Origin of the sequence: Natronococcus sp. A-GB1 (genome assembly GCF_029688845.1) — an archaeon.
GTDB lineage: Archaea > Halobacteriota > Halobacteria > Halobacteriales > Natrialbaceae > Natronococcus.
In genome coordinates this window covers 1-3,300 of the sequence record NZ_JARUKW010000047.1, presented here as the reverse complement: position 1 = coordinate 3,300, position 3,300 = coordinate 1, and the positions used below count along the sequence as shown (strand labels likewise).

1 protein-coding gene is annotated in these 3,300 nt (G+C 64.8%); it reads right to left on the bottom strand.

Going from position 1 to position 3,300, the window contains the following annotated elements; translation table 11 throughout:
• Window positions 1-2,693: M14 family zinc carboxypeptidase (locus QA600_RS22710; RefSeq protein WP_278294213.1), on the bottom strand; the 2,693-nt coding region annotated here is incomplete at its 3' end.
• Window positions 2,694-3,300: the final 607 nt, after the last annotated feature.

Here is a 3,300-nt window from a genome sequence, read left to right as displayed (position 1 = left end):
GCGGCGAGCCGGCCGGCGCCGACGCCCTCCTCGCCGATCGTGCCGGCGACCTCGCCGTTCGCCTCTCGGACGGCGTCCTCGTCGACGACGGTCGCGGGCTGGTCGACGCCCGTCGTGTAGCCGAGCTGCGATCCCTTCCACAGCTCCTGCTGGCGGGGGCGGATCCCCGCGAGGAGGTCGTGGTCGAAGTCGCGGTCCTCGAGGTTGGCGAACTGAACCTCGATGTCGTGGACGTCGTCGGCGTCGACGTCGGCGGCGTCACCCACGTCGAGGACCCCGAGCAGGTTGACGCCGCTGTCGGTCAGCACGAGGTCGCCCCCGGCCTCGACGAACGCCTCGATGGCCGAGATGTACTGGGGATCGTCGATCCCGTCGTCGTGGGAGACAACCAGTTTGTCGTACTGTCGCTTGCCGGACTGACCGCGGAGCAGTCGCCCCACCCTGACGTGGTGGACGCTGATCGCGTCCACGTCGCCGTCCTCGACGAACGGCTCCAGGTCGTCGAAGAACTGCATCGGGTTGACCTCGTACTCGGTCTGTTCGTACCCCAGGGTCTCTCTGGGGTCGGGGATCCCCTCGGACTCGAGGAGGGCCATCTGGACGTCGACGTCGGCGTCGGAATCGACCTCGACGCTCCAGTCGCCCGCTTCGGGACGTTGGACGAACCAGTCATCGAAGTCGGTGGTGCGGACGTCCCGCTCCGCGAGGTCGACCTCGCGAACGACGTTCCCGCCGGGGTTGACGAGTCGGATCGTCCCCTGGGTGGCGCTTTCGAGCCCCTGGAAGTGGACGAACAACGAGTGTCCCGACTCGCCGGCGTGCACGTCGACGTGCCCCCGGCCGGGCTGGACGGTCTCGTGGCGCCGACTGACTTGCGTTCCGCCCGCCGAGGAACCGCTCGCGTGCGCCGGTGGGCCGCCCGCGTGCCCCTTGCGGGGACCGCCGTCCGGGTCCGGCGTGTGCGGGAGGTCCGCAGACGAGCGCGTCAGCGCCTCGGTGGCGACGTAGGCGGTATCCTGGCTCTCGGTCGCCACGGTCGCCTCGGTCTCCGCGGCGGTCATTCGGGCGTATTCGCGCATCGACAGGCGGTAGGCGGTCTCGTAGTGACGCGTCCAGTAGGGCTTCCACTGTTTGATGGCCGACCCGAAGTGGTTCGAGATGATGACTTCGGGGGCGACGGTGACCGCGCCGAGGCCGCCGAACTCTTCGGGCTGGCCGGCCCAGCCCAGAAACGCGCCCGTGACCTGATAGGCCAGCGAGTCGTAGATCGTCCCCCAGTCGAACAGGCCCTCGTAGCTGTCGCCACCCGGGACGAACGAGGATCCGTATTCCGTCTCCGCGGCCGCCATGATGTCTGACGCGAGCGGTTCGGCGTCGACCGAGCCCCACTCGTCGGCCATCGCCTCGCCGATCCGGATGCTCACCTCGTCTAAGTCGTGGGTCTTGTCGTGGGTGAACGGGGCGTTCGTCTCGAGGTTGAACACCATGTGGTCCGCGGTGTACATCCCGTGGTAGTCACAGAGGAACTCCACGTTGTCGTAGTCGCGGAAGTGCTCGACGATCGCCAGCGAGTCAGGGACCATCTCGTGGTACCCTCGACCGTCGGGATCGTCGGGACGCACGTCGGGCGTGTCCTCGGGTTCGGCGGGCCAGAACGACGGATCCGTCCAACCCATGGTCGGGTACTGTCGATTCGTGTCGAGGCCCGATGCGCTCCCACGCTGGAAGTTCCAGTTGTGGCCCTCCACCCACGGGATCTCGGTCTCCGGTTTCCGCGAGACCCAGCCGTCCGGGTTCGTGAACAGAAAGAGGAGGACGACGTCGTCGAGGAGTTCCTCGAAGTCGGGGGCCTCGCCGTAGGCGATGTCCTCGATGATCCGACAGCCGGCCTCGGTGCCGGCTCGCTCGTCGCCGTGGATGTTGAGCGAGTACACCACCTTCTCCTTCTCGGCGAAAGACGCCTCGTCGTCGACGTTGTTCGTGACCTCCGCGACGTAGACGTCGTTCGGGTCGGGGTCCTCGCTGGTGAACTGGTTGTTCCAGCCGGGAGACTCTCCGATCGAGTAGAAGTCGATCCGGTCGGGAGCGACCTCCTCTTCTAGGTACCTGATCCCCTGGACGGATTCCTCGAACGAGAGCCAGTCACGAGACTCCTCGACCGGCGGGAAGACGCCATCGGCGTAGGGGTCCTCCAGATGCCACCACGGATTGGCGCCCATGGAGTAAGCGACCGATTCGACGTAGTCATCGAACGCATCGAGTACCGATCCGAGTTCGTCGGCGTCGAGGCGGGCGTGGGCCGCCGGCGTCGGCTCGCTTCGCGTCACCGCGGTCGGCGGGGCGGTCTGGTCGTCGACGTCCCAGTCCGGGTCGGTGTACTCCGTTTCGAAGTCCGCCGGGACGCCGGCTGCCGTATCGAACTCGATGACGACTGGCACCTCGTAGTCGTCCGGCGTAGCATTGACGACGAACGCGGCTCGGTCGGTCAGCGCGGGGTGGTCGACCTCCGCAGCAACCGCGTTCGGTAGCGCGAGCGCCGCGCCCGTCGCGGCGGCGACCGAGAGAAACGTCCGCCGATCTACAGCGCCGCCCTCGAATGCCCTCTCGTCGAGGTCGGCGGCCTCCTCGTAGGTGTACCGCTCCCGATCCCTTTCCGATTCTGCATTTCCAGAGTGATGATGATCACTGCTCATTGGTGAGTACTGTGGAAACGACCCCACATATTCACCCTCTGAGGAATATAATAAAGTCATGAGTGGGTATTTCAAAAACTGTTATTTAGGGAAATATTTATTATCGTGGAGATAGCGTACTTAAGACTCAACTTACTCAAAACTACACCGCTACTACGCGGAAGAATGTGCTTCTCGGAAACCGCCGACATTCTTGACGAATAGACGAAACGACCCTGACCATCGGAGGTGGCCTTCTCGACAGCACCGTCCGTGGTCACGACGGTTGTCTCGGTGGCCTCGCACACGTCGAAGAATCGCTGGAGCGTCGCACCCGTTCGTAAGAGTCGACAAAACGAGATGTGCCCGTTGCAGGAAACGATACCCGAAGAGCCGGCCGGGCGATCGAGTGCATCGCAGCTCCCTGGTTCGGTGGCGCGGTGACCACGGTGGGCTCCTGGCGGGGCGGACAGCGAAAGCAACGATCGCTGGTGTGCACGCACCGCCCGTGAAAAAGAGGTCTTGTCACCACGGTTATGAGCACGGAGCCGGTATTGGTTCTCGTATGCCAACCTACCAGATATTTAATCAGTACTCGTCCGGGATCTCGTCCGGGTGTTCGGTGTCG